Genomic DNA, 23,861 nt, shown 5'->3' on the forward strand with positions numbered 1-23,861 from the left:
CCCAGGACGACAAGGCCCACATCGCCTCGCTCATGCGCCCGGTGTACGAGCCCGGCAAAATCGCCGGCTGGGTCGCCCCACCCAGGACCGGCATCAACGGGCAACCCTTCGAGTACGAGTACGTCCACCTCGCCTGACGCCGACCCCGGAGGCCAGGCCATGGGTGAACATTTCAACGCCGGTTGGTATCTGACTGACCGTCAGGTAGAGCTGGGCAACGGCGACCGGATCGCCGTGATCGGCCCGCACGGAAGTTCCACGTACACGGAGTTGGCCGCCGCGGTCCGGACGGCGGCGGCCGGGCTGCGGGCCGCCGGCCTGCACCCGGAGGAACGGATCGCGCTGTACAGCGCCGACCGTGTCGAGCTGCTGATCTGTTTCCTGGCGGCACTGCGAATCGGTGCCGTTCCGGTCCCGATCTCGACCATGTATAACGAGCGCGAGCTGTCCGAACTGCTGACGGACTCGTGCGCCCGGATGCTCCTGTGCTCCCCGGAATTCGCGCCCACTGCCGAGGCTGCCCTTGCAGTCGTCGACCTTTATCCACGCCTGTCGGCGGTTATTTCGACCGACAAGCAGGGTTTACAGTCGACGACTGCAAACCTGACCTGGGGCGAACTGGTCGAAATGGGGCAAGGCGGGGACGAGAGCCTCGCCGATACCTGGCCCGAGTCGCCCGCGTTCTGGCTCTACACCTCCGGGACCACCGGTACCCCCAAGGCCGCGATGCACCGGCACGGCAGCGTGCGGTTCGTCGCCGAGCACTACGGCACACAGGTGCTGGGGATCCGCCCCGACGACCGCGTCTTCTCCGTGGCCAAGCTGTTCTTCGCCTACGGGCTGGGCAACTCGGCACTGTTCCCGCTCTCGGTCGGGGCGACCACGATCCTGGCGCCGGCCCGGCCGACCCCGGACTCCGTGTACGAGGTGCTCACCGAGCACCGACCGACCCTGTTCTTCGGGGTGCCGACCTTCTACGCGGCGTTGCTCGGCGCCGACCTGCCACCCGAGGCATTCGCCTCGGTGCGGCTGGCCGCCTCGGCCGGCGAGCCCCTGCCTGCCGAGCTGTACCAACGGTTCACCACCCGCTTCGGCGTCGACATCATCGACGGCCTCGGTTCGACCGAGGCGTTGCACATCTTCCTGTCCAACCGGCCGGGCGAGGTCCGGCCGGGGACCACCGGGCAGGCAGTCCCCGGCTACGAGATCCGGCTGGTCGACGACGCCGACGCCCCCGTCCCGCAGGGCACCCCGGGCCACCTGCACGTGCGCGGCGGCTCGTTGACCACCGGCTACTGGTGCCGTACCGAAAGCACCCGCGCGGCCTTCACCGGCGACTGGATGCGCACCGGCGACACCTATGTCGCCGACGCGGACGGCTACTACACCTGCCTGGGCCGCTCCAACGACATGATCAAGGCTGGCGGCATCTGGGTTTCCCCCAGCGAGGTCGAGGTCTGCATCCTGCGCCAGCCCGGCGTCGCCCAGGTCGCCGTGGTCGCCGTCCCGGACGGCGACGGGCTCGACAAGCCGGTGGCCTGCGTGGTCCCGACGGCCGGCACGGTGCTCGACCCCGACCTGCTGATCGCCGCCTGCCGGGAAGCCCTCGCGGCGTTCAAGCGCCCGCGCCACATACTGATCGTCGAGTCGTTGCCGCTCACCGCGACCGGGAAGATCCGGCGCTTCGAGGTGCGGGCCGCGGCGGCGCGAACGCTGGCCGGGGACAGGTTCGAGGGAGCCTGAGATGCCGTACGTGATCGTCGATGCCTGCATCGATTTGATGGACACGTCGTGTCGGGAGGAGTGTCCGGTCGACTGCATCTACGAGGGGGACCGCAAGCTCTACGTCAATCCCAAGGAGTGCATCGACTGCGGCGCCTGCGAACCGGTGTGCCCGGTCGAGGCAATCTCCCAGGACCGCCGGGTGAAGCCGGACGCCATCGACTTCGTCGCTGACAACAGCCACTTCTTCTGCGAGGCACTGCCTGGCCGCGACGCCCCGCTGGGCAACCCCGGCGGCGCCACCGGGGCCGGGCGGATCGGCGTCGACACCGAGCTGGTCAGGAACCAGCCGTCCAATGCTTGACGGCCGTCTGCTCGTCGACGCGCACGTGCACGCACCGCGCCTGTCCACGCTGCGGCCGGCCTGGGCGTCCTGGGCCGAGGAGTTCGGCAAGGCGAACCCGTGGCCGGACCTGTTCGACACCGACGGCGCCCCCATCCCGGAGCTCCTCGACGCCCACTTCGCCGCCGAGGGCGTCGACGCGGTCCTCCTGTTCGCCGAGTACAGCCCGAAGGCCACCGGGATCCAGCCGGTCGAGGACTATTTGCCGCTGCTGAAGCACAATCCGCGGCGCTTCCGGCTCGTCGCGAACGTCAACCCGCACCTGCATCACCCGATCGGCGAGGAAGTCGCCCGGCAGGTCGACCTCGGCGCGGTGGCACTGAAGCTGCACCCGGTGCACGGCGGGTTCGCTGTCAGCGACCCGATGCTCTATCCGGCCTACCAGGTGTGCCGGGAGGCGAACATCCCGGTCGTGCTGCATTGCGGAACCAGTTCCTTCCCGGGCAGCCAGAACAAGTTCGCCGACCCGGTCCTGCTCGACGATGTACTGCGGGATTTCCCCGACGTCTCGTTCGTGCTGGCCCACGGTGGGCGCGGTTGGTGGTACGACGCGGCGGCCTTCATGGCGTTGACCCGCGACAACGTCTGGATCGAGCTGTCCGGCCTGCCACCGAGCCGATTGCCCGAGTACTACGCACGTTTCGACCTGGCCCGCCTCGCCAAAAGGTTCATCTTCGGCACCGACTGGCCGGGCATGCCCGGCGTGGCCCGCAACGCCCGGGCGCTGGCCAAGCACGGCTGGGACGAGGAGACCCTGGCCGGGGTGTGGGCCGGCAACGCGCTGCGCGTCTACCCAGCTCTGTCTGATTTGTCGACAGAGTCGACGACGTCTGACTTGTCGACAGAGTCGACGACGGCGAACCTGCGAGACCCGGAGAATGACTGAATGGCTGTCTACGCACTCGGCGACCTTGTGCCGAACATCGACCCCACTGCCTACGTCCATCCCGACGCGGTCGTGATCGGCGACGTCACGATCGGACCGGAGTCCTCGATCTGGCCCAGCGCTGTGCTGCGCGGCGACCACGGGTACATCCGCATCGGTGCCCGCACCTCGATCCAGGACGGGTCGATCCTGCACACCACCGAGCACTGGCCGACGTTGGTCGGCGACGACTGCGTGGTCGGCCACCTCGTCCATCTGGAGGGCTGCACAGTTGCCGACCGGGTCCTGGTCGGCTCGGGTTCGATCATGCTCAACCGCTCGAGCGCGCAGAACCGCTCGGTCGTGGGCGCGGCCGCTCTCGTCGCCGAGGACGTGGACGTGCCGTCGGGGCATCTGGCGCTCGGCGTGCCGGCCAAGATCCGCCCGATGCCGGACCCGTCGGTGATCGACACCTGGATCGACTACGCGGTCGAGTTCTACTGCGCCAACGCCGTGCGCTTCGCCAAGGAACTGCGTCGTCTCGACTGAACGGCCTGCAGGTCCGCGACGGCGGGCTTCGCGGATCCGTCGGGGCTTTGGGTTGCCCTCGTGCCGGGGGGTGTCACACCCAGCACGAGGACCTGGGACAAGTATGACACGACTCCGGATCAACTTGGCGCAGATGTAGAGAGTCGCGACATTTGCTGTGAGATTGGTAAGAACCCCTCGGATGGGGGCGCTCTTCAGGCTCTTCTCAAGTTGGCGTCTGACAATCGACACGCGTCGCCGAATTCAAGATCCGTTCCAGCGTCCGGATCCGGAAGACAGCGACCTCGCCGCCCCGGGAGCCTCCTTCCCTACCGCGGCGCACGCGATCTGATCAGCGTGTGCGCCGAGCGGGGGAAGCCGGGGCGGCTTCTTTTTTGCCCCATCCCACACCTCTGCTCCGGCTCGCGACCGATTCCGCAATACTCGCAGCGCTCATTTCGCGATACTCGCGGCGGCCGACAACTGGAGAGGCGCGATGCAGCACCTGCGCAACGAAGCCGTGGCGGTCATCGGGCTCGGCCGGTTCGGCAGAGCTCTGGCCCTGGAGTTGGTTCGGGAGGGCGTCGACGTCCTGGCCGTCGACAGTCGCACGGACCTCGTCGCGCGGATGACCGGCAAACTCACCCACGTCGTGGCGGCCGACAGCACCGACCTCGAGACGCTGCGCGAACTCGGCATCCCGGACTTCACCCGGGCCGTGGTGGCGATCGGCAACGACATCCAGGCCAGCATTCTGACCACCTCGCTGCTGGTTGAACTCGGGATCCCGGACATCTGGGCCAAGGCCGTCAGCGAGCCGCACGGCCGGATCCTGCGGCGCGTCGGCGCGCACCACGTCGTGTTCCCCGAGCACGAGATGGGCGAGCGGGTGGCTCACACCGTGCAGGGCCGGATGCTCGACTACATCGCGATGGACGACGACTTCGCGATGATCAAGACCGTGGCCCCGTCTGCAGCGGTCGGCATCACGCTGGCCGAGACCGGTTTCCGGGCCCGGTACGGAACCACGGTCGTCGCGGTCAAGCACGCCGACGGCGACTTCACCTACGCGACGACCGAGACCGTGCTCGGCGCCGGTGACGTGATCTTCGTGTTCGGCCGCATCGAAGGCATCGAGCGCTTCGCCGCCGACATGTGACGCCCCCCCATCCCACTTCTGCCGCGTGTCCCACCTGTCCGGACGCCCTGACAGGTGCGACAGGCAGCAGAAGTGGGAGATGGGCGCTAGTGGTCGGCGGCTTGTGCGGCGGCCGTCCGAGTGATCCGGGCGGCCACCGCGTCCGGGTCGTTGGCGGTCTGCTCCTGGCCCAGGAACAGGTCGCGGATCGCGTCGAACAACTGCTCGGCGTCGTCGGCCTCGGGGTCGACCAGGTGCAACAGCCCCATCCCGAGCCCGAGGGCGACGAACGCCCGGGCCGAACGATCATCGGTCGGCCCGCCGACGGCGGCCAGGCCGGTCTGGGCGGCGCGGCGGTAGGTGGCCAGCGCCTCGCGCGCGGGCTCGGCCAGTTCAGCGGAGCGCATCGCGTTGACCAGTACCTCGTAGAAGGCCATGCGCTGGACCGGGGAGAGATCCATGATCCGGGCGGCGAACGAGGTGGCGATGTCGGCGGGGGTCAGGAACTCGGCGATCGCGCTCAGGTCGCCGACCTCCATCTGCTCGGCGCGGGCCCGCACGAAGCGCGTCAGCGCCTCGGCGACCAGTTCGGCGATCGAGGAGAAGTAGTAGCTCGCGGTGGCCAACGGCACCCCGGCGGCCTCGGTGACCGACCGGTGCGTGGTCCCGGCCAGGCCGTGCTTGCCGACCACCTCGACGGCGGCGTCCAGCAGGGCGTCACGGCGGGGCTGCGAACGCGGGCGGGGCGTCAGGCTCCTGGGCATGTCCGATTGTTGCACAAATTTCCTGGAAGAACTTCTAGATTTCGGGATCGACACGTGCTTGGCTGATCGCAGAGGCAGATCAGCGCAGACGAAGGAGTCCCGGATGAGCCGCAAGCGCATCGCCACCGCCGTCCTCGCGTTGGTTCTCGGAGCCGCTGTTGCCGCTCCCGCGCCCGCCGTCGCCGACGACATCGGCTCGACCGACCACGCCTGGATGTTCCCGGAGCCGAAGCCGGACGGGATGAACGACGCGAACTGCAAGCCGTCGGCGGCGCATCCGCGGCCGGTCGTGCTGGTCCACGGCCTCGGGGCCACCGCCAGCGAGAACTGGCACGTGTTCGCCCCGTACCTGGCGCAGAAGGGCTACTGCGTCTACGGACTGACATACGGTCAGGTTCCGCAGTGGCCCAGCCGGGGCGGCGTCGACCAGATGGAGACCTCGGCGCTGCAGCTGTCGGCCTTCGTCGACAAGGTGCTCGCGGTGACCGGCGCCAAGCAGGTCGACATGGTGGGCCACTCGGAGGGCGGCATCATGCCGCGCTGGTACCTGAAGTTCGACGGCGGCGGCGCCAAGGTCGCGCACTTCGTGGCATGGGCACCGCCCTCGCACGGCACGACGGTCTCGGGTCTGACGCCGTTGCGCGCGTTCTGGCCCGGCTTCGACGACCAGATGGGCGCCTACTGCCAGTCGTGCCCGGAGTTCATGCCCGGCTCGGCGTTCCTCAAGAAGCTCAACGACGGCGGCGACACCGTTGGCAACGTGAACTACACCGTGATCGCCACCCGCTACGACTACATGGTCACGCCGATCGAGACCGCCTACCTGCACGGCCCCAACGTCACGAACATCCTGCTGCAGGACGTGAACCCGGCCGACATCTCCGAGCACGTCGCGCTGGCTGTCGACCCGACCGTGTTCGGCCTGACCGAGAAAGCGCTCGCCACCGGCGCAGGCCCCGGGAATCAATAGGGTTCGGGTAAGACGCCCACCGGAGGAGCCCGTCCGTGCCCGACCCGCAAGAGGTGGCCGAGGCGGTCGCCGAGGCGATGATGGAGTCCGACCGCATGTCCGCCGAGGCCGGGATGAGCCTGGTGTCGGTCGGCCCCGGTACAGCCGTCGTCCGGATGAACGTGGCCGCCAAGCACGTCAACGGGCAGGGGAACTGCCACGGCGGTGTGCTTTTCACGTTGGCCGACACGGCATTCGCGGTGGCCTGCAACTCCCACGGCCCGCGGGCGGTGGCGGCCGGTGGCGACATTGTCTTCGCCCGGCCGGTCGCGGTCGGTGACGAAGTACGGGCCACCGCCGTCGAGCGCACCCGCTTCGGGCGTAGCGGCGTCTACGACGTGACCCTGACCCGAGGCGAGGAAGTCGTCGCCGAGTTCCGCGGACGGTCCCGGGTCGTGGGCAGCTAGCAGCCGCGGAGGCCTCGTGACGATTCCCACGCTGTGACGGGGACCTCGGCACGGGTCCACGGCCCGGCTGCAGCAACGATAATTGATCGCTTCGGGGTACCTGCGAGGAAGGGGAGTCGTCCGTGACCACGCCGCGTTTCGTGATCGTCGGAGGCGGGCAAGCAGCCGCCGCGGCCGCAGAGGAGCTGCGGAACCGCGAGTTCGCCGGTGAGGTCGTCATCCTCGCCGAGGAGCACGAGTACCCCTACGAGCGGCCGCCGCTGTCCAAGGAGTACCTGCTCAGCGGCGACGCGACCGACCTGTATTTCAAGCCCGCGCAGTGGTACGCGGACAACAAGGTCACCGTCGTGCAGGGCGCGAAGGTCGTCTCGGTCGACCCGAAGTCCAGGGCGCTCTCGCTCGAGGACGGCTCCGAGGAGCGCTACGACAAGCTGCTGATCGCCACCGGCGGCCGGCCGCGGATCGTCCCGTCGATCACCGGTGCACGGGTGCGCTACCTGCGCGACAAGGTCGACGCCGACCGGATGAACTCCGAGCTGGTCCCCGGGGCCACGCTGGTCGTGATCGGTGCCGGATTCGTGGGCTGCGAGGTGGCCGCGTCGGTGCGCAAGCGTGGGGTCGACGTCATCGTCCTCGAGGCTCTCGACGTGCCCATGAAGCGGGCGCTGGGCGACGACGTCGGCCATGCGATGGCCGAGATCCACCGCACCAACGGGGTCGACCTGCGCCTGTCGACGACGATCACCGCGATCACCGAGTCCGGCGAGAAGGTCGTGCTCTCGACCAGCGACGGCGAGATCTCGGCCGACTACGTGCTGGTCGCGATAGGGATGACGCCCAACACCGAGCTGCTCGACGGCTCGGGCATCGAGGTCGGCAACGGCGTGCTGGTCGACGAGTTCTGCCGGTCCTCGGACCCGGACGTCTACGCCGCCGGCGACGTCGCCAACGCCTGGGACCCCGAGCTGGGTCGCCGGGTGCGGGTCGAGCATTACGACAACGCGGCCAAGCAGGGCGCGGCGGCGGCGGCGAACATGCTCGGCGCCGAACAGCCGCACAGCGACTCGCACTGGTTCTGGTCCGACCAGTACGAGCACAATCTCCAGGCCGTCGGCCTGGCCACCGACTACGACCAGGTGGTCATCCGCCGCGAGTCCGAGGGCCCCGCGTTCGCGGCGTTCTACGTCAAGGGCAAGCAGGTGCAGGCCGCCTTCGCGTTGGACAACTCCAAGGAGATCCTGCGCGTGCGCAAGCTGATCGCGGCCGGAACCGAGGTGACGCCAGAGCAGCTGGCCGACCCATCGGTCGACCTGCGCAAGGTCGGCCGGCCCGAGCGCGGCCCCCGCCCTACCTGAAAGGGCGGTACGCACGCCGATCATCGATGATCGGGCGGGGCACTCTCATACGCGGGCGGGGCACTCTCATACGCGGGGCGTTGCCCTAGGCCGGGTCGGGGCCGTCCACGTTGATCGTCGGGATACCGGTACCGGACCGGGCGATGACAGCCGTGCTCGCCACGTCGGTTGGGTTGGACTCACGGTGCACGGCATGCGGCGGCACGTGGATAAAGTCGCCGACCTCGGCTCGCACGGTGGTGGTTCCGCCGGGGCCGAAGTCCAGCTGCATGGCGCCCTCGACCACGTAGAGGCTCGTGTCGTGCTCGCCGTGGTGGTGCCAGCCGGACATGGCACCGGGCTGGGTGTGGACCACGCCGGCCCACAACGACGGCCCGGTGAAGGCATTGCGCCGGCGCATCCCCGGCGTCGGGTCGGCCTCGAGAAAGTCGGCCGGCCGGATGACCTGGACGGGATCGTGCATGACGGGCCTCCGCGCTCGGGTCGGCAGCTGTATCCGTCAGATCCAACCGTCAACCGCGAAGTTTGTAATCCTCCAACAGCCGACGGCCGATGATCATGCGCTGGATGTCGGCGGTGCCCTCGCCGATCAGCAGCATCGGGGCCTCACGGTAGAGGCGCTCGATCTCATACTCCTTGGAGAACCCGTACCCGCCGTGGATGCGGAAGGAGTCCTCGACCACGTCGCGGCAGTACTCACTGGCCAGGTACTTGGCCATGCCGGCCTCGAGGTCGTTGCGCTGCCCGGAGTCCTTCTTGCGCGCGGCCATCACCATCATCTGGTGGGCCGACTCGACCTTGCAGGCCATGTCGGCCAGGCGGAACTGCACGGCCTGGTGCTCGGCGATCTTCTTGCCGAACGTCTCGCGCTGCTGGGCATACGCGACGCCGAGTTCGAAGGCGCGGATCGCCACCCCGCACCCGCGGGCGGCCACGTTCACCCGGCCGACCTCGACCCCGTCCATCATCTGGTAGAAACCCCGACCCCGCCCGGCCGCACCGCCGAGCACCTGGCCCTGCGCGATGCGGAAGTCGTCGAAGACCAGCTCGGTGGTGTCGACGCCCTTGTAACCCATCTTCTCGATCTTGCCCGGGATGATCAGCCCGTTGGCGACCTCACCGAAGCCGGGCTCCTTGTCGACCAGCAGCACGGTCATGTTCTTGTAGACCGACTCGGCACCCTCGTCGGTCTTCACCAGCACCGCGACCAGGTTCGACGAGCCACCGTTGGTCAGCCACATCTTCGCGCCGTTGACGACGAAGTCGTCACCGTCGACCTTGGCCTTGGTCTTGATCGCCGCCACGTCCGAGCCGCAGTTGGGCTCCGACATCGAGAACGCGCCGCGAACCGCGCCCTCGGCCATCTGCGGCAGGTAGTGCTGCTTCTGCTCCTCGGTCCCGTGCTGCATCAGCATGTACGCGAGGATGAAGTGGGTGTTGATGATGCCGGAGACGCTCATCCACCCGCGGGCGATCTGTTCGACGACCAGCGCGTAGGTCAGCAGCGACTCACCCAGCCCGCCGTACTCCTCGGGAATGGTCAACCCGAACAGGCCGAGTTCCTTCATCCCCGCGACGATCTCGGTCGGATAGGTGTCGGTGTGCTCGAGTTCCTGCGCGGCCGGGATGATCTCCTTCTCGACGAAGTCGGCCACCGTCCGCAGGATCTCCTGCTGCACATCGGTCAGGTTCTCGGTCTGCGCGAGGCGGCCCATGGTGGATCTCCCGTCGAGAGTCGTCGGCGCCGCATGTTACCGTTTGGTAGCCGGCGGTGCGTCAGGTCGGGTCGGCAGCGACGTCCGGGGACTCGAGCCGGGCCTTGGTCGCGGCGGTCAGGTCCGCGACCACGACGACGGCCAGCAGAGCCGAGGCAGCCAGGCTGCATCCGGCGGCCATGCCGGAACGGTCAATGGCGTTCAGGTCCTTGGAGTGGTGCTGCGCGTTCAGCACGATCGCCTCGATCCCGACGCCGAGTGCCCCGAGGCCCCACCAGCCGATCGCCGCGCGGGCCGCCAGGTCGGATCCGTGGACCAGGGCCAACTCCCGGATCGAGACGATCGGGACCTTCAGGTTGAACACCGGCACGAACCAACCACCGAGCGGGCCCCAGTCAGGGGAGTCCAGCCCGTCGCCCAATTCCCGCGCTGCCCGGTCGACGGTTACGTGCCACCAGATGAACGGCGCGGCGCACAACAGCACCGCGAGCACGATCGGCAGATCGGCCCGCAGCAGGAAGTGCACCGTGTACGAGCTGGTCCAGCACGACCCGTCCCCCGCGCAGTGGGCGCCCGGCCGGGGTAGGTGTCGGACCGTGTCGCCCGCTCCGCGGTCGGCGTAGGTCAGCACCGACCACAGTCCCGCGGCCGCGGCCACGAGCAGCCCGACGAGTGCCAGTCCGGCCGCGCGCGTCAGGCGGCGCGCCGCGCCGGACGGGTCGTAGGTCGGCTCGAGCAGATCGACCGGGTCGTCGTCGGCATCGTCGACCCAACGCCGGGGAGCGTCAGGCAAAGGTGGCGGTGGCGGTCATCGCGGCCGGACTGTCGGAGGTGGCCACCGCGATCTCGGCCGTGCTGCCGCGGGTCGGGGTGTTGGCCGGGCCGTGCACCAGGACCTGGTGCCGGCAGTAGGCCGTCCTGCGCGCCCGGAACGAGAACTGACGAACCGTCAGTTCCGGGGCGTAGCGCCGGGGGAGTTCCAGGCAGAGAACCGCGAGCAGCGGTCCGTGCACGATGAGGTCCGGGAAGTGCTCGACCGCGCTGACGTACTCCTGGTCGTAGTGGATCCGGTGCGAGTTGTACGTCAAAGCGCTGAACCGGAACAGCGTGACCGGGTCGGGCTGGAAAGCCAACTGCCACGGGCTTTCCGAAGCCGGCGGGGCCTCGGTGCTCGGGTCCTGCGCCGGACGCGCCGGGTCTCCCGAGCGGTACATGATGTGTTTGTCCTCGACGGCGAGCAGGATGCCGCCGGCGGTGAACATGTCGCGCACGGTCACGAACATCATCTCGCCGGTGCTGCCCTGCTTGACCTTCACGTCGGTCACCGTCGAGACGCGGGTGACCTCCTGGCCGACCCGGAACGGGGCATGCTGGATCAGGTGGCCACCGGCGAACATGCGGCGCCGGTCCGGGATCGGGGGCAGGAAGGTCCCCTGCAACGGGTGGCCGTCCGGCCCGACCTCGGACTTGGTCGGCCGGTCCAGCAGGTAGAGCCAGTGCCACAGCGGCGGCAGCGGGTCGCCGTCGCGGGAGACCGGGACGGGCTGGTCGAGCAGTCCGGCCAGCGTCGCGGTCGGCGTGATGTCGATGCGCTCGTACTGGGCGATGGTCTCCGGCTGCCAGCGGGCCGCGATCTCGGTGAGTGAGGTCCGGGACGGTGCGTCGGGCCTCGACGGTGCGTCAGCGGTAGCGGTCACTTCGATCCTCCGGGAGCAGCGGTCGCCACGGCTCCGGCGGCAACCAGTTGTGCGATCTCTGACTCGGCGTACCCCGCAACGCTGCGAAGTACCTCCTCGGTGTGCGCGCCCAGACTCGGCGCGGGCGCGGCGGCCCGGTCCTGCCCGGCGAAGGCCAACGGGCTGCCCGGCGCCAGGTAGGGACCGACGCCGGGCTGGTCGAGCACGGACATCATCGGGTTGGTCGTGGCGGCGGCTGCCGCGTCGGCGAACGTGCCGTAGACCGACCACAGCACGGAGGTCCCGCGCAGCCCGGCGAACACCTGGTCGAGGCCGCGCGCGGCGAACCACGGCCGCAGCAGGCCGAGCAGGACGTCGCGGTGCTCGTATCGGCCGCCGTCGGTGCTGAAGTCGGCCTTCAGCGCACTCTCCACGGCGTCGACCGCCGCGCCGACGCCGCAAAGCTCGACCAGGTCGCGGAAGTGACGGGTCGTCAGGGCAACCACCATGACCCGTCGGGCATCAGCGGTGGCGAAGTCGTGGGCGAAGCCGCCGAACAGGTGGTTGCCGATCCGTTCGCGCACGCCGCCGAGTTCGGCCTCGGCGAGCAGGCCCAGGTTTCCGGCGGTGGCCAGCGCCACGTCGGACAGTGCGGCCGTGACGTGCGACCCGGACCCGGTCAGGCGTCGAGCGCGCTCGGCGGCCACGATCGCCAACGCGGCATACAGACCGCAGGCGACGTCCCAGGCCGGAAGCACGTGGTTGATCGCACCGGCGACCTCCGGCGGGCCGGTCACCAGCGGGAAGCCGATCTCGGCGTTGACGGTGTAGTCGACGGCGGGCGACCCGTCGTGACGCCCGGTCAGCTCGACGACGATCATGTCGGGGCGCAGCGCCGCCAAGGTCGAGTAGCTCATGAACCCGCGGCCGGCCGCGTTGGTCAGCAGGATTCCGCCGCCCGCACCCGGTGCAGTGACCAGACGCTGGATCGCCTCCTGGCCGGCCGGTGAGCGCAGGTCGACGACTGCCGAACGCTTGCCCTTGTTCAAGCCGGTCCAGTAGAGGCTGGTGCCCGACTCGGCCAGCGGCCAGCGCCGCACGTCGGGGGCGCCGCCGACCGGGTCGATCCGGATCACGTCGGCGCCGAGCTGGGCCAGCGTCATCCCGCCCAACGGAGAGGCCACGAACGACGAGATCTCGATCACACGCAGACCGGTCAACGGACCGGCGGCAGTGGTGTCCGACACCTACGTTCTCCCTCCGGCAGACCCTGCTTCGCCGCGTCCAGGTAACCAACTGGCACGGTATCGCCTAGCGCCGCTCGCGCCGCCCGGTCACGAGCGGTCCTGAGGATGGGATCCAACACAGTGGACATCAGTGGCCTGAGCACCGAGGAGGCCGACGTCGTCGCGACCGTGCGCGACTTCGTCGAGCGCGACGTGCGACCGGTCGTGCGTGAGCTGGAGCACACGAACACCTACCCGGGCGAACTCATCGACACCATGAAGCAGCTCGGGATCTTCGGGCTGGCGATCCCGGAGCCGTGGGGCGAGGCGCCGGTGTCCACCCCGTGCTTCGCGTTGGTCACCGCCGAACTGTCCCGCGGTTGGATGAGCCTGGCCGGCGCGATGGGTTCGCACACAGTCGTGGCGACGTTGATCAAACGGTTCGGAACCCCGGAGCAGCAACAGCGCTGGCTGCCGCGGATGGCCACCGGAGCGGTGCGCGCGGCAATGGCCCTGACCGAGCCCGGAGGCGGTTCGGATCTGCAGGCACTGCAGACCACCGCCCGCCGGTGCGGCGAGGGCTACCGAGTGACGGGCATGAAGACCTGGATCAGCAACGCCCGCCGGGCCGGGCTGATCGCGGTGCTCTGCCGCACCGATCCGCAGGCGCGTCCGGCCCACCGCGGCATGAGCATCCTGCTCTGCGAGCACGGCCCTGGGCTCAGCGTCTCCCGGGATCTGGGCAAGCTCGGCTACAAGGGCGTGGAGAGCTGCGAGGTGATCCTCGACGAGCACGCGGTGGGCTCCGAGGCGTTGCTCGGTGGCGTCGAGGGGCAGGGCTTCACCCAGTTCATGGCCGCGCTCGAGGTGGGCCGGATCCAGGTCGCCTCGCGGGCACTCGGCGTGGGCCGGGCGGCGTTCGACGACGCGTTCCGCTACGCACAGGAACGTGAGACGTTCGGCAAGCCGATCTGGCAACACCAATCGATCGGGAACTATCTGGCCGACATGGCAACCAAACTGACCGCCGCGCAGCAGTTGATCCTGCATGCCGCCCGTCGCTACGACTCCGGGGCGCGCAGCGACGTCGAGGCCGGGATGGCGAAGCTGTTCACGTCCGAGGTCGCACTCGAGGTGGCCATCAGCGCGGTGCGTATCCACGGCGGGTACGGGTACTCGACCGAGTTCGACGTGGAAAGGTATTTCCGCGACGCCCCGTTGATGATCGTCGGCGAGGGCACGAACGAGATACAACGAGATGTGATCATGCGTCAGTTGATCAGACGTGGGGGGTTGGACTGATGGTGGCGAGCGAGGATTCCGCGGAGATCTATCCGCAGTACCGGTTCCGGATTCCGGCCGGTGCCTGCGATGTGTTGCTGGTGCGGCACGGGGAGTCCGCGCCGATGCCCGCCGGTGGCGGGTTCCCGGTGACGGCCGAAGGCCAGGCCGACCCGGACCTCTCGCCGGTAGGCCGCGAGCAGGCGGTGCTGGTGTCCGCACGGTTGGCCAAGGCGGGGCTGGACGCGCTCTACGTTTCCTCGTTGCGCCGCACCCAGCAGACCGTCGCCCCGCTGGTCGCGCACACCGGCCTGACGCCCACCGTCGTGCCGGACCTGCGGGAGATCGGGTTGGGTGAATGGGAAGGCGGGGAGTTTCGACGCCTGGTCATCCTGCGGGACCCGCTCATGATGCGGATGCTGGACAACGGCAGTTGGTCCGAGGTCCCGGGTGGCGAGGACTCGAAGGTGTTCGCCGAGCGGGTGCATGGCGCAATCACGCGGATTGCGGCCGCCCATCCCGATCAGCGGGTGGCCGTGATCTGCCACGGCGGGGTGATCGGGCAGACCATCTCGTTGGCGACCGGGGCCGCCACGTTGTCGTTCATGGGCTGCGACAATTCCTCGATCAGCCAAGTGATCGTGCAGGGTGATCGCTGGATAGTGCGCCGATTCAACGACACCGAACACCTGTCGTCGGCGTTCACCACCGCGGCCGACCCGCCGCAGTGAACGAGCTCGCGAGCGAACCGATGCCACAGGGTCAGGCGATGCCGAGGGTGCACCGGCCGACGAAGGCCCGCGGGTGAACGTCGCCGGGCTGGTGCTGGCGGCCGGCTCGGGCAGCCGGCTGGGACATCCCAAGGCCCTGGTGCAGGTCGGCGCCGAGCGCCTGGTCGACCGGGCCGTGCGCACACTGCGGGCGGGCGGCCTGGACCCGGTCGTCGTCGTCCTCGGGGCGGCCCTGACCGAGGTGCCCGGCGCGACCGTCGCGGAGAACCCGGACTGGGAGTCCGGGATGGGCTCCTCGCTGCGGGTCGGCCTGGCCGCGATGCCGGCGGGGGCGGGCGCCGCGATGGTGTACCTGGTCGATCAACCCGACGTCGGCCCGGCGGCAGTGGCCCGGCTGGCGGCCGCGTTCGAGGCCGGGGCGGTGGTGGCGGTGGCGTCGTACTCCGGGCGGCGGGGCAACCCCGTGCTGCTGGCGCGTTCGACCTGGCCCGAGGTGTCGCGATTGGCGCAGGGCGATGTCGGGGCCCGACCGTTCCTGGCGGCCTACCCGGAACTGGTGACCCCGGTGCCCTGCGACGACATCGCCGACCCGACCGACATCGACACTCCCGAGGACCTGGCCCGACGCCGCTCGGCGCCGGACTGACCCCGCCTCGTCCACAGGGCGCGGGCCGTCCACAGGCCCGTCGCACCCGGCTCGACACGCCCGGGAATGTCGACCAATCTCCTGGTGTTGGCCCGGGATGGTGGACCCCCCTACGGAGGGTGGGTAGCGTCCGGGGTAAGCGCGGGCGAACGACAACCGGCCGTGCAAGCGGCGAGGAGGAACACGATGTCCCAGGCCACGATCAGCGCCGCCGGGCTGCGCGACCGGCTCGGCAGCGACGAGAAGCTCCGCCTTCTCGACGTGCGGACGCCGGGGGAGTTCGCTGCCGCCAGCATCCCGGGCTCGCACAACATCCCGCTCGGCGACCTCGACTCCTACGCCGCGACGCTGGCCGGCGGCGCCGTCACCGACCTGGTCGTGATCTGCCAGTCCGGCGGGCGCGCCACCCGCGCGGCCGAGCAACTGCGGGCGGCCGGGCACGAGCGGGTCAGCGTCCTGTCCGGCGGTATCGCCGCGTGGGAGGGCTCCGGCGGCGACGTCGCGGGCGGCGGCCCGGCATGGACCATCGAGCGCCAGGTCCGGCTGGTTGCAGGCTCGTTGGTGCTCAGCGGGATCGTGACCAGCCTCCGGTACCCCAAGGCCAAGTTCCTGTCCGGCGCGATCGGCGGCGGGCTGGTCTTCGCCGCGCTGTCGAACACCTGCATGATGGGGAACCTGCTCTCGAAGCTGCCGCACAACCGCACCGATTCGGTCGACGCCGAAGCCGCAGTCTCGGCGCTCACCAACTGATGACAACGGCCGAGCCGGCGTACTCCTCCGGGACCTCCACGGTCCCCCTGCTCGGTGAGACCCTCGGCGCGATCCTGGCCCGGATCGCCTCCGCCCATCCGACTGCCGAAGCAGTCGTCGACGTGCCGGCCCGCCGCCGGTGGACCTACGCGGAATTGAACGCCCACGTGCGAAGGCTGGCAGCCGGGCTGCTGGCCGCCGGCGTCCGGCCCGGCGACCGCGTCTCGCTGTGGGCGCCCAACTGCGGTGAGTGGATCCTGCTGCAGCACGCCACCGCGCTCATGGGCGCGATCCTGGTCAACGTCAACCCGGCCTACCGCACCCACGAGCTGTCCTACGTGCTGCGGCAGTCCGGCAGCCGGATGCTCGTCGCGGTGCCGCAGTTCAAGGCCAGCGACTACCGAGCGATGGTCGCCGAGGTCGCGCCGGACTGCCCGGACCTGCGCGACGTCGTCTACATCGGCGAGGACAGCTGGACACAGCTGGTGACCGGCACCGAGCCCACCCCGGAGCTCGACGAGATCGCCGCCGGTCTGTCCTTCGACGACCCGATCAACATCCAGTACACGTCCGGGACCACCGGGTTCCCGAAGGGTGCCACCCTCACCCACCACAACATCGCAAACAACGGCCTGTTCCTCGGCGAGGTCATGCGCTACACGCCCGCCGACCGGGTGTGCGTGCCGGTGCCCTTCTACCACTGCTTCGGCATGGTCATCGGCAATCTCGCCGCGCTGACCCACGCCAGCGCGGTGGTCATCCCGGCGCCCTCGTTCGACCCGGCCGCGACCCTGGCCGCGGTCGCCGCCGAGCGTTGCACCTCGCTCTACGGCGTCCCGACGATGTTCATCGCGATGCTGGCCGATCCGTCGCGGCCCGACCTCGATCTGTCCAGCCTGCGGACCGGGATGATGGCCGGCGCCACGTGCCCGGTCGAGGTGATGAAGCGGGTCATCAACGAGTTCGGGATGACCGAGGTGACCATCGGTTACGGGATGACCGAGACCTCCCCGGTCTCCACCCAGACCCGCATCGGCGACGACCTGGAGCGGCAGACCGGCACCGTCGGCCGGGTGCACCCGCACATCGAGGTCGCAATCGTCGACCCGGAGACGAACAAGGTCGTCGCCCGCGGGCAGCGTGGCGAGTTCCGCACCCGTGGCTACCACGTGATGCGCGGCTACTGGGAGGAACCGGACAAGACCGCCGACGCCATCGACGCGGGCGGCTGGATGAAGACGGGCGACCTGGCCGAGATGGACTCCGAGGGCTACGTCCGGATCGTCGGCCGGATCAAGGACACCGTGATCCGGGGTGGGGAGAACATCGCCCCGCGCGAGGTCGAGGAGTTCCTCTACTCCCACCCGGCGATCATCGACGTCCAGGTGGTCGGTGTCCCGGACGTGAAGTTCGGTGAGGAACTCTGCGCCTGCGTCCGGCTGAGCGAGGGCGCGACCCTCGACGCGGCCGGGGTCAAGGAGTTCTGCTCCGGAAAGATCTCGCACCACAAGATCCCGCGCTACGTCGAGGTCGTCGACGCCTACCCGATGACCGTGACCGGCAAGGTGCAGAAGTACCTGCTGCGCCAGGCCATGATCGACAGGTTGGGTCTCGACCCCGAAGCCGGCCGGTGACCCGAACGACATCTCGCGTATGAGAGAACAACGCTCCGATCATCGATGATCGGCCGCTTCGCGGACACGCGTATAAGGTGCGAAATTCGGGCGACGCCTTGCGCCGCGAGGTCGAGCCGAGGTGAACATCCGCCCCCGGGATGACCACGATCGGATGCGCGATCTTTTCGTTCTCCGCGCGCAACTGCTGGACTGTGCCTCACCCTGATTGCTACGGGGAGGGGAACTGAAGGCGATGCGGTTCGGTGTGGCGGGTGTAGGTCGGATCGGCGTGCTGCACGCCGAGAACCTGGCCGGGGTGGTCGGCGCGGACTCGGTGCTGGTCGCCGACGTCGACGCGGCCCGGGCCACCGCCGTCGCCGAGAAGCTCGGCACCCACGCCGTGCCCGACGTCGACGCGCTGCTGGCCGCGGGGCTCGCGGGCCTGGTCGTCGCGGTGAACACCGACGGCCACGCGGACCTGATCCTGCGCGCGGTGCAGGCCGGCGTCCCCGTGTTCTGCGAGAAGCCGGTCGCTCCGGACATCGCCGGTACGCGGGCCGTGCTGGACCGCCTGCGCGGCAGCGACGTCCCGGTGCAGATCGGCTTCCAGCGGCGGTTCGACGTCGGCTACGCGGCGGCCCGGGCCGCCGTCGCCGCCGGCTCGCTGGGCCGCCTGCACACCGTCCTCGGATTCACCCTCGACCCCGAGCCGCCGCCGCCCGCGTACATCCCCGGCTCCGGCGGCATCTTCCGCGACTGCGCCGTCCACGACCTCGACATTCTGCGCTGGGTGACCGGCCAGGAGATCGTCGAGGTCTACGCGACCGGGTCGAACCTCGGCGCCGACTACATCCGCGAGGCCGGCGACGTGGATGCTGTAGCGGCCACGCTCACCCTCGCCGACGGCACGTTGGCCCAGCTGTCCGCGAGTCGCTACAACCGCGCCGGGTACGACGTACGCATGGAACTACGAGGTCACGACGACTCGATCGTCGTCGGGCTCGACTCCCGCACCCCGCTGCGCTCCGTCCAGCCGGACGGACCCGCCGGCGGGACTGCCTACCCTGGATTCCTGGACCGGTTCCGCGACGCGTACGCGGCCGAGATCGCCGCCTTCGTCCGGCTCGCCACCGAACGTGCCAATAGCGAACAGCACAGCAATCCGTGCACGGTGTCCGACGCCCTGGCCGCGTTCGTGCTGGCCGAGGCCTGCGAGTTGTCCCGCCGACAACATCGACCGGTGACGGTCGCGGAGGTGAGCTCATGAGCGAGCGCATCACGACCGGTGCCTTCGCCGATCGCCTGGCCGGTGCCCCGATCTCCTGGGGCGTCTGCGAGGTGCCCGGCTGGGGCCCGCAGCTGCCGCCGGACCTGGTCCTGACCGAGATGGCCGCCGCCGGGCTGAGCGCTACCGAGTTCGGCCCCGACGGCTTCCTGCCCGCCTCCGGTGCCGGCAAGAAGCAGGCGTTGGCCGCGCATGGCCTGCGGGCGGTCGGCGGCTTCGTGCCGGTGGTCGTGCACCTGGCCCACGTCGACCCGGTGCACGGTCTGGGCAGCGTCTTCGACAACTTCCTCGCCGCCGGTTCCGACACGGTTGTGTTCGCCGCGGCGACCGGCGTAGCCGGCTACGAAAGCCGCCCGGAGTTGGACGCGGCGGCGTGGCGCACCCTGTGCCGCAACCTGGACCGGCTGTCCGATGCCGCCGGGGCCCGTGGGCTGACCGCCGGCCTGCACCCACACGTGGGCACGCTGGTCGAGCGCCCGGAGGACGTCGCGATCGTCCTGGAGTCCTCCTCGATCGGGCTGTGCCTGGACACCGGCCACGTGCTGGCCGGCGGCGGCGACCCGGTGGCCCTGGCCCGGATGGCGGCCGAGCGAATCGTGCACGTACACCTCAAGGATGTCGACGCGGCGATGGCCGCGCGGGTCCGCGCGGGCGTACTGGGCTACGCCGAGGCGGTGGCCGCCGGCATGTATCGACCGCTGGGCCGCGGCGACGCGGGGATCGCGGCGATCGTCGCGATGCTCGAGGCAGCCGGGTACTCCGGTTGGTACGTGTTGGAGCAGGACCGGGTGCTGAGCCCGGACCGGTCCGGGGCCTCCGGGGCGTTGGCCGCCGTGCGGGCCGACGTGGCCGCGAGCCTGGCCCATCTCACGGCGGCGGTACACGCCCGTATCGGCGCGGCATGAGCGAGCCTGCGAGCGAATCGACAAACACAGCACGACCGTGCCTCATGCCGCCGCCGAGGAACGAGGCGGCGGCATGAGCTTGGCATCGTCGGGCGCCGAAGCCAACAGCTTCGACGTCCTGACGATGGGCCGCGTCGGTGTCGATGTGTACCCGCAGCAGATCGGCGTCGGCCTGGAGGACGTCACCTCGTTCGCCAAGTACCTCGGCGGCAGCGCGGGCAACGTCGCGGTCGCCGCGGCCCGGCACGGCAGGCGGGTCGCGCTCGTGTCCGGGGTCGGCACCGACCCGTTCGGCCGGTTCGTCCGGCGTGCGCTGCGCGGCTTCGGGGTCGACGACGCCTTCGTGGTCGACGTCGACGACCTGCCCACCCCGGTCACGTTCTGCGAGATCTTCCCGCCGGACCACTTCCCGATCTACTTCTACCGACGGCCCAGCGCCCCGGACCTGCAGGTGCGCCCCGAGCACCTCGACGCCGACGCGGTCCGCCGCGCCGGGATTTTCTGGGCCACGGTCACCGGCCTGTGCCAGGAGCCGAGCCGGACGACCACATTGCAGGCCCTGGCGCTGCGCGGCCGCGCCGACCACACCGTGCTCGACCTGGACTGGCGCCCGATGTTCTGGGAGTCCGCCCAGGCCGCCGAGCCACTGATCCGGGCCGCGCTGGACCGAGCCACCGTAGCCGTGGGCAACCTCGACGAGTGCGAGGTCGCGGTCGGGGAGCGCGACCCGGAGCGAGCCGCGCAGCGCCTGCGCGCGCTGGGGATCCGCCTGGCCGTGGTGAAGCTGGGCGGCGACGGCGTCTTCGCGCTCGACGACTCCGGCGCCCACCACTGCCCGGCAACCCCGGTCGAGGTGGTCAACGGCCTCGGCGCCGGCGACGCGTTCGGCGGCGCCCTGTGCCACGGCCTGCTGGCCGGTTGGGACACCGGACGGATCCTGCGGTTCGCCAACGCCGCCGGGGCGTGGGTGGCCGCCCGGCTGGCCTGCGCCGACGCGATGCCCACCGCTGCCGAGGTAGAGGACTGGCTGTCCTCCCGCGAGCCCGTCATGCTGCGGCCATGACCGCACACGAGTGGTACCTGCCACGGGGCAGCACGGCGGCGGCCCCGTGGTCCTGCGTGGTCGCGCCGGGTCGAGCGGGCTGGTCGCACACCTCGCTTCGCGTGCTGGAGTTGGAGGCCGGCGGCCGGCACAACTTCGCCACCGGTGCTGAGGAAGTCGTGGTGCTGCCGCTGTCCGGGTCCGCGACGGTGCTCGCCGACCGGGCCGAGATCGTGCTGACCGGCCGCGCGTCGGTGTTCGACCGGGTCAGCGATTTCGCCTACGTGCCAAGGGATTGCGAGGCCACGGTGCACTCCCGGGCCGGCGGACGATTCGCCGTGGTCGGGGCGGTGTGCGAACGGCGCCTGCCCGCGCGGTACGGCCCGGCCGAGAACGTTCCGGTCGAACTGCGCGGCGCCGGGCCGGCGTCCCGACAGGTCAACAACTTCTGCACCCCGGACTCTTTCGAGGCCGACCGGCTCATCGCCGTCGAGGTGCTCACCCCGGGCGGCAACTGGTCGTCGTACCCGCCGCACAAGCACGACGACCACCGGCCGGGCCTGGAGTCCGAGCTGGAGGAGATCTACTACTTCGAGGTGTCCAGGCTGTTCGGGCCGGCCTACCTACGCGTCTACGGCAGCGGGGTACGCCCGATCGAGGTGCTGGCCGAGGTCGGCGACGGCGACGTGATTCTGGTCCCGCACGGCTGGCACGGCCCGGCGGCGGTCGCGCCCGGCGCCGACCTGTACTACCTGAACGTGATGGCCGGGCCGCATCCGGAGCGGGCCTGGCGGATCTGCGACGACCCGGTCCACGCCGGGGTCCGGGCGTCCTGGTCCGGCGTCCCGGTCGACCCGCGGCTGCCCTTGACCTCGGCCGCGGGTCGCGCCAGGAGATGATCCTGCCGTGCAGACGGTGCGACTGACGGTGGCTCAGGCGGTGGTGCGTTTCCTCGCCGCCCAGTACTCCGAACGCGTCGGACATCGACAACGGCTGATCCCGGCCTGCTTCGGGATCTTCGGGCACGGCAACGTGGCCGGGCTCGGGCAGGCGTTGCTCCAGGCGCACGTGACCGGCGAGACCGACCTGCCCTACCACCTGGCCCGCAACGAGCAGGCGATGGTGCACACGGCGATCGGCTACGCGCGAATGCGCAACCGCCTCGCGACGCTGGCGTGCACCACCTCGATCGGTCCCGGCGCCACCAACCTGGTCACCGGGGCCGCCACGGCGACCGTGAACCGCCTGCCGGTCCTGCTGCTGCCCGGCGACGTCTTCGCCACCCGGGCGGCCGGAACCGTGCTCCAGCAACTGGAGGCCGCCGGGCTGCCCGGGGCGAGCGTCAACGACACCCTGGCCCCGGTCTGCGTGTTCTTCGACCGGGTGCACCGCCCCGAACAACTGCCCGAGGCCCTGCTCGGTGCGATGCGGGTGCTGACCGATCCGGCGAGCACGGGCGCGGTCACGATCGCGCTCCCGCAGGACGTGCAGGCCGAGGCCCACGACTGGCCCGTCGAACTGTTCGCCGACCGGACCTGGCACGTCGCCCGCCCAGGCCCGGACCCAGCCGCGATCACCCGTGCGGCAGCGGTGCTGCGGTCGGCCCGGCGGCCGTTGGTCGTCGCAGGCGGCGGGGTCGTCCACTCCGCCGCGCAGGAGGCATTGATCGCCTTTGCCGACGCCACCGGCATTCCGGTTGCCGACACCCACGCAGGGAAAGGTGCGATCCCGTTCGACCACCCCGCCGCGGCCGGCCCGCTGGGCTCGACCGGCACCCCGGTGGCGAACTCCCTGGCTGCGCAGACCGACGTGGTGCTCGGGATCGGCACGCGCTGGACCGACTTCACCACCGCATCCCGCACCGTGTTCGCCGAGCCGGGCGTGCGGTTCGTCAACCTCAACGTGGTCGGCTTCGACGCTGCCAAGCACGCCGCGACCGCGGTCCTGGCCGACGCGCGCGCCGGACTGCTCGCACTGGCGAGGGAACTGGCCGACTGGCGCGCGCCCGAGGACTGGACCCGACGCCACCGGGAACTGGTCGCCTCCTGGGAGCCGGTCGTCGCATCCGCCCGTGCCGGTGCCGAGACCGGAACCCCCGCGCAGACAGCGATTCTGGGGGCCGTCAACGACGCGGTGAACGTCCGCGGCGGCACCGTGGTCAGCGCCGCCGGGAGCATGCCCGGCCAGCTGCAGATGCTGTGGCGCACCGGCGACCCGTTCGGGTACCACGTCGAGTACGGCTACTCGTGCATGGGATTCGAGATCGCCGGCGGCCTCGGCGCCGCGCTGGCCGCGCCGGAGCGAGACGTGGTCGTCCTGGTCGGCGACGGCAGCTATCTGATGATGGCTCAGGAATTGGTCACGGCCGTCGCCGAGGGCGTCAAGCTGGTCGTGGTGCTGGTCGACAACGGGGGATTCGCCTCGATCGGGGCGCTCTCGGAGTCGTTGGGCGGGCAACGCCTCGGCACCTCCTACCGGGCCCGCAACGCGGCAACCGGCCTGCTCGACGGCGAGGAGTTGGCCGTCGACCTCGGCGCCAACGCCGCCAGCCTGGGCGCCCGGGTACTGCGTCCGACCGACCTCCCGGAATTCCGCAAGGCGCTGGACGCCGCGCTCGACGCGGACGGCGTCACCGTGGTCCACGTCCGCACCGAACTGGTCGCGCCGGCCCCGTCGTCCGGGTGCTGGTGGGACGTCCCGGTCGCCGCGGTGTCCGAACTGCCCGGCACGCGGGCCGCACGTGAGGTCTACGACGCGCAGAAACGTCGCCAACGGCCGCTGCTTTGACCAGCAGGTC

General features: G+C 70.3%; 24 protein-coding genes. 18 read left to right on the top strand and 6 right to left on the bottom strand.

Annotated features, from left to right (window positions below):
- The first annotated feature begins 159 nt into the window (after positions 1-159).
- From VHU88_23115 to VHU88_23135, 5 genes are all read left to right on the top strand, one after another.
- Positions 160-1,743: a benzoate-CoA ligase family protein gene (locus VHU88_23115; protein ID HEX3614596.1), complete on the top strand. Its 1,584-nt coding sequence runs from the start codon at positions 160-162 to the stop codon at positions 1,741-1,743.
- 1 nt (position 1,744) lies between these two features.
- Entirely contained in the window at positions 1,745-2,086 is a 342-nt protein-coding gene (gene fdxA / locus VHU88_23120; GenBank protein ID HEX3614597.1) for a ferredoxin, read from the top strand.
- Positions 2,079-3,011 (top strand): amidohydrolase family protein, encoded by a 933-nt coding sequence (locus VHU88_23125; protein ID HEX3614598.1) that lies wholly within the window; start codon positions 2,079-2,081, stop codon positions 3,009-3,011. Before fdxA ends, VHU88_23125 begins: the two co-directional genes overlap by 8 nt.
- Complete coding sequence (locus VHU88_23130; protein ID HEX3614599.1) at positions 3,012-3,539, top strand: gamma carbonic anhydrase family protein; 528 nt, start codon at positions 3,012-3,014, stop codon at positions 3,537-3,539.
- 475 nt (positions 3,540-4,014) lie between these two features.
- Positions 4,015-4,677, top strand: a complete 663-nt coding sequence (locus VHU88_23135) for a TrkA family potassium uptake protein (GenBank protein ID HEX3614600.1) — start codon at positions 4,015-4,017, stop codon at positions 4,675-4,677.
- Positions 4,678-4,763: 86 nt separating this feature from the next.
- Here VHU88_23135 and VHU88_23140 read toward each other — a convergent pair whose 3' ends face one another.
- Positions 4,764-5,420, bottom strand: coding sequence for a TetR family transcriptional regulator (locus tag VHU88_23140; GenBank protein HEX3614601.1), 657 nt, complete (start codon positions 5,418-5,420; stop codon positions 4,764-4,766).
- A 103-nt stretch (positions 5,421-5,523) separates the two neighbouring features.
- On the opposite strand from VHU88_23140, the gene VHU88_23145 reads away from it, so the two are divergent.
- The 3 genes from VHU88_23145 (at position 5,524) to VHU88_23155 (ending at position 8,191) form a co-directional block, all read left to right on the top strand.
- On the top strand, positions 5,524-6,390 hold the full coding sequence (locus VHU88_23145) for an alpha/beta fold hydrolase (GenBank protein ID HEX3614602.1): 867 nt from the start codon (positions 5,524-5,526) through the stop codon (positions 6,388-6,390).
- 35 nt (positions 6,391-6,425) lie between these two features.
- Complete coding sequence (paaI, locus tag VHU88_23150) at positions 6,426-6,836, top strand: hydroxyphenylacetyl-CoA thioesterase PaaI (protein ID HEX3614603.1); 411 nt, start codon at positions 6,426-6,428, stop codon at positions 6,834-6,836.
- Positions 6,837-6,958: 122 nt separating this feature from the next.
- On the top strand, positions 6,959-8,191 hold the full coding sequence (locus VHU88_23155) for an FAD-dependent oxidoreductase (GenBank protein ID HEX3614604.1): 1,233 nt from the start codon (positions 6,959-6,961) through the stop codon (positions 8,189-8,191).
- An 85-nt stretch (positions 8,192-8,276) separates the two neighbouring features.
- On the opposite strand, the gene VHU88_23160 is transcribed toward VHU88_23155, so the two are convergent.
- From VHU88_23160 to VHU88_23180, 5 genes are all read right to left on the bottom strand, one after another.
- Complete coding sequence (locus VHU88_23160; GenBank protein ID HEX3614605.1) at positions 8,277-8,654, bottom strand: cupin domain-containing protein; 378 nt, start codon at positions 8,652-8,654, stop codon at positions 8,277-8,279.
- A 49-nt stretch (positions 8,655-8,703) separates the two neighbouring features.
- Positions 8,704-9,906, bottom strand: a complete 1,203-nt coding sequence (locus tag VHU88_23165) for an acyl-CoA dehydrogenase family protein (GenBank protein HEX3614606.1) — start codon at positions 9,904-9,906, stop codon at positions 8,704-8,706.
- A gap of 61 nt (positions 9,907-9,967) precedes the next feature.
- Positions 9,968-10,699 (bottom strand): DUF4328 domain-containing protein, encoded by a 732-nt coding sequence (locus tag VHU88_23170; protein HEX3614607.1) that lies wholly within the window; start codon positions 10,697-10,699, stop codon positions 9,968-9,970.
- Positions 10,692-11,603, bottom strand: a complete 912-nt coding sequence (locus VHU88_23175) for a MaoC family dehydratase N-terminal domain-containing protein (protein ID HEX3614608.1) — start codon at positions 11,601-11,603, stop codon at positions 10,692-10,694. Before VHU88_23175 ends, VHU88_23170 begins: the two co-directional genes overlap by 8 nt.
- Positions 11,600-12,829, bottom strand: a complete 1,230-nt coding sequence (locus VHU88_23180; protein ID HEX3614609.1) for a CoA transferase — start codon at positions 12,827-12,829, stop codon at positions 11,600-11,602. Before VHU88_23180 ends, VHU88_23175 begins: the two co-directional genes overlap by 4 nt.
- Positions 12,830-12,934: 105 nt before the next feature.
- Between VHU88_23180 and VHU88_23185 the strand changes: the two genes are divergently transcribed.
- From VHU88_23185 to iolD, 10 genes are all read left to right on the top strand, one after another.
- Positions 12,935-14,110 (top strand): acyl-CoA dehydrogenase family protein, encoded by a 1,176-nt coding sequence (locus VHU88_23185; GenBank protein ID HEX3614610.1) that lies wholly within the window; start codon positions 12,935-12,937, stop codon positions 14,108-14,110.
- Positions 14,110-14,820, top strand: coding sequence for a histidine phosphatase family protein (locus tag VHU88_23190; GenBank protein ID HEX3614611.1), 711 nt, complete (start codon positions 14,110-14,112; stop codon positions 14,818-14,820). Before VHU88_23185 ends, VHU88_23190 begins: the two co-directional genes overlap by 1 nt.
- 73 nt (positions 14,821-14,893) lie before the next feature.
- On the top strand, positions 14,894-15,466 hold the full coding sequence (locus VHU88_23195; protein ID HEX3614612.1) for a nucleotidyltransferase family protein: 573 nt from the start codon (positions 14,894-14,896) through the stop codon (positions 15,464-15,466).
- Positions 15,467-15,652: 186 nt separating this feature from the next.
- Positions 15,653-16,216: a rhodanese-like domain-containing protein gene (locus tag VHU88_23200; protein ID HEX3614613.1), complete on the top strand. Its 564-nt coding sequence runs from the start codon at positions 15,653-15,655 to the stop codon at positions 16,214-16,216.
- Positions 16,216-17,850 carry an AMP-binding protein gene (locus tag VHU88_23205; GenBank protein ID HEX3614614.1) on the top strand — a complete coding sequence of 545 codons (1,635 nt, stop codon included), beginning with the start codon at positions 16,216-16,218 and terminating at the stop codon, positions 17,848-17,850. The genes VHU88_23200 and VHU88_23205 overlap by 1 nt, the downstream gene beginning before the upstream one ends.
- A gap of 235 nt (positions 17,851-18,085) precedes the next feature.
- Positions 18,086-19,099: a Gfo/Idh/MocA family oxidoreductase gene (locus VHU88_23210; GenBank protein HEX3614615.1), complete on the top strand. Its 1,014-nt coding sequence runs from the start codon at positions 18,086-18,088 to the stop codon at positions 19,097-19,099.
- Positions 19,096-20,022: a TIM barrel protein gene (locus tag VHU88_23215; GenBank protein ID HEX3614616.1), complete on the top strand. Its 927-nt coding sequence runs from the start codon at positions 19,096-19,098 to the stop codon at positions 20,020-20,022. Before VHU88_23210 ends, VHU88_23215 begins: the two co-directional genes overlap by 4 nt.
- 73 nt (positions 20,023-20,095) lie before the next feature.
- Positions 20,096-21,085, top strand: a complete 990-nt coding sequence (iolC, locus tag VHU88_23220) for a 5-dehydro-2-deoxygluconokinase (GenBank protein ID HEX3614617.1) — start codon at positions 20,096-20,098, stop codon at positions 21,083-21,085.
- Positions 21,082-21,963, top strand: a complete 882-nt coding sequence (iolB, locus tag VHU88_23225) for a 5-deoxy-glucuronate isomerase (GenBank protein HEX3614618.1) — start codon at positions 21,082-21,084, stop codon at positions 21,961-21,963. The genes iolC and iolB overlap by 4 nt, the downstream gene beginning before the upstream one ends.
- Before the next feature lie 7 nt (positions 21,964-21,970).
- Entirely contained in the window at positions 21,971-23,851 is a 1,881-nt protein-coding gene (gene iolD, locus VHU88_23230) for a 3D-(3,5/4)-trihydroxycyclohexane-1,2-dione acylhydrolase (decyclizing) (GenBank protein HEX3614619.1), read from the top strand.
- Positions 23,852-23,861: the final 10 nt, after the last annotated feature.

Source organism: Sporichthyaceae bacterium (assembly GCA_036269075.1).
In the GTDB taxonomy this organism is placed as follows: Bacteria; Actinomycetota; Actinomycetes; order Sporichthyales; family Sporichthyaceae; genus DASQPJ01.

Excerpts from the sequence above, each read along its gene's own strand:
- VHU88_23115 (HEX3614596.1), top strand. The coding sequence starts at position 160 with ATGGGTGAACATTTCAACGCCGGTTGGTATCTGACTGACCGTCAGGTA.
- fdxA (HEX3614597.1), top strand. The coding sequence starts at position 1,745 with ATGCCGTACGTGATCGTCGATGCCTGCATCGATTTGATGGACACGTCG.
- VHU88_23125 (HEX3614598.1), top strand. The coding sequence starts at position 2,079 with ATGCTTGACGGCCGTCTGCTCGTCGACGCGCACGTGCACGCACCGCGC.
- VHU88_23130 (HEX3614599.1), top strand. The coding sequence starts at position 3,012 with ATGGCTGTCTACGCACTCGGCGACCTTGTGCCGAACATCGACCCCACT.
- VHU88_23135 (HEX3614600.1), top strand. The coding sequence starts at position 4,015 with ATGCAGCACCTGCGCAACGAAGCCGTGGCGGTCATCGGGCTCGGCCGG.
- VHU88_23140 (HEX3614601.1), bottom strand. The coding sequence starts at position 5,420 with ATGCCCAGGAGCCTGACGCCCCGCCCGCGTTCGCAGCCCCGCCGTGAC.
- VHU88_23145 (HEX3614602.1), top strand. The coding sequence starts at position 5,524 with ATGAGCCGCAAGCGCATCGCCACCGCCGTCCTCGCGTTGGTTCTCGGA.
- VHU88_23160 (HEX3614605.1), bottom strand. The coding sequence starts at position 8,654 with ATGCACGATCCCGTCCAGGTCATCCGGCCGGCCGACTTTCTCGAGGCC.
- VHU88_23165 (HEX3614606.1), bottom strand. The coding sequence starts at position 9,906 with ATGGGCCGCCTCGCGCAGACCGAGAACCTGACCGATGTGCAGCAGGAG.
- VHU88_23185 (HEX3614610.1), top strand. The coding sequence starts at position 12,935 with ATGGGATCCAACACAGTGGACATCAGTGGCCTGAGCACCGAGGAGGCC.
- VHU88_23190 (HEX3614611.1), top strand. The coding sequence starts at position 14,110 with ATGGTGGCGAGCGAGGATTCCGCGGAGATCTATCCGCAGTACCGGTTC.
- VHU88_23200 (HEX3614613.1), top strand. The coding sequence starts at position 15,653 with ATGTCCCAGGCCACGATCAGCGCCGCCGGGCTGCGCGACCGGCTCGGC.
- VHU88_23205 (HEX3614614.1), top strand. The coding sequence starts at position 16,216 with ATGACAACGGCCGAGCCGGCGTACTCCTCCGGGACCTCCACGGTCCCC.
- VHU88_23210 (HEX3614615.1), top strand. The coding sequence starts at position 18,086 with ATGCGGTTCGGTGTGGCGGGTGTAGGTCGGATCGGCGTGCTGCACGCC.
- VHU88_23215 (HEX3614616.1), top strand. The coding sequence starts at position 19,096 with ATGAGCGAGCGCATCACGACCGGTGCCTTCGCCGATCGCCTGGCCGGT.
- iolC (HEX3614617.1), top strand. The coding sequence starts at position 20,096 with ATGAGCTTGGCATCGTCGGGCGCCGAAGCCAACAGCTTCGACGTCCTG.
- iolB (HEX3614618.1), top strand. The coding sequence starts at position 21,082 with ATGACCGCACACGAGTGGTACCTGCCACGGGGCAGCACGGCGGCGGCC.